Annotated in this window: 1 protein-coding gene; it reads left to right on the top strand. The window is 65.9% G+C overall.

Going from position 1 to position 1,668, the window contains the following annotated elements; all coding sequences use genetic code 11:
• A partial coding sequence (locus F0Q45_RS25845) for an acyltransferase domain-containing protein (protein ID WP_149656571.1) occupies nt 1-1,668 on the top strand: 1,668 nt, incomplete at both ends.

Here is a 1,668-nt window from a genome sequence, read left to right as displayed (position 1 = left end):
TGGTCGTTGGTGTCCACCCGCTCGCTTTTTGAGCATCGGGCGGTGGTGGTGGGCGCCGACCGCGCGCGAATATTGGACGAGCTTGCGGGTGTAGCGGCGGGTGAGCCGGGTGCCGGTGTGGTGGTGGGTCGGGCCCGCCCGGTGGGCAAGACGGTGTTTGTGTTCCCCGGGCAGGGATCACAGTGGGCCGGTATGGGAGTCGAATTACTCGACACCTCAACGGTATTCGCCGAAAAAATGCGTCGCTGCGACAAGGCGCTAGCCGAATACGTGGCCTGGTCGTTGATCGACGTCGTTCGGCGAGCACCAGGCGCACCGGATCTGGATCGGGTCGATGTCGTGCAGCCGGTGCTGTGGGCGATCATGGTGTCTTTGGCCGAGTTGTGGCGCTCCGCGGGTGTCATCCCTGACGCGGTCATTGGCCATTCGCAGGGCGAGATCGCAGCGGCATGCGTGGCGGGAGCTCTGTCGTTGCAGGACGCGGCACGCGTGGTGGCGCTGCGCAGCCGGTTAGTAACGCAGCTGTCCGGGGCAGGCGGCATGGCCTCGATCGCGTGTGGACTCTCACGAGCGCAGGAGCTGGTGGCCGCATCCGGTGACCGTTTGAATATCGCGGCGATCAACGGCAATTCGTCGATCGTCGTCTCGGGTGACATGGACGCCCTCAACGAACTCATCCAGCGATGTGCGGCGGACCAGGTCCGGGCCCGCAGAATCGATGTCGATTACGCGTCGCACTCCGGCCACGTCGAGACAATCCGCGCGGAGCTACTTCGGCTCCTGGCGAGTATCACGCCCCGGTCTTCATCGCTCGCCTTCATCTCCACGGTGACAGGCGAACTGATGGACACCGCCGGTCTGGACGCCGCGTATTGGTATAAAAGCATCCGGCAGACGGTCCAGTTCGAGCAGGCCGTCCATACCGCCTTCGACCACGGATATCAGGTTTTCGTCGAATCCAGCCCGCATCCGGTGCTGGTCGCCAGCATCGAAGAGACGCTGGCCAACCAGGAGCATTCCAACGACGCGACTGTCGTTCCGACGCTGGGACGCGACGACGGCGCACTCCAACGGTTCTGGCTATCGGCGGGACAGGCCCATGTCGCAGGTGTACAGGTGGACTGGGCTGCGGTCATCGGAGGCGGCCGGCAGGTGGCGCTGCCGACGTATGGCTTTGTGCGTCGCCGGTTCTGGCTGAGCGAGTTTGATGCCGCCGGTGGCGACGTGCGCCGACTCGGGTTGGCCGGAGCCGAACATGGGTTGTTGGGCGCAGTGGTGCAGCGACCCGACTCGGGTGAAGTGGTGTTGACGGGTCACTTGTCGACGGCTGCTCAGCCGTGGTTAGCTGACCACGCGGTGTCTGGGGTGGTGCTGTTCCCTGGCGCGGGGTTCGTCGAGCTGGCCGTTCGGGCCGGCGACGCGGTCGGATGCGGCGTGGTGGAGGAATTAACCTTATCGGCGCCGTTGGTGGTGCCGCCGCTCGGTGCGGTGCAGGTGCAACTGGTGGTGGGCGCGCCCGATACCACCGGGCGCCGCACGTTGTCGATGTATTCACGGCCAGCCCAATCGGTTTCGGGCTGGACATGGCACGCCGAGGGGCTGCTGGGGGTGGGGGTGGTTGCTGCGGCCGCGGATCTGTCCAGGTGGCCTCCGGCCGGCGCGACACCT

The organism is Mycobacterium simiae (assembly GCF_008370645.1).
Taxonomy (GTDB): Bacteria; Actinomycetota; Actinomycetes; order Mycobacteriales; family Mycobacteriaceae; genus Mycobacterium; species Mycobacterium simiae_A.
The sequence above is the reverse complement of the archived record's forward strand: the minus strand, read 5'-3'. Positions and strand labels throughout refer to the sequence as shown.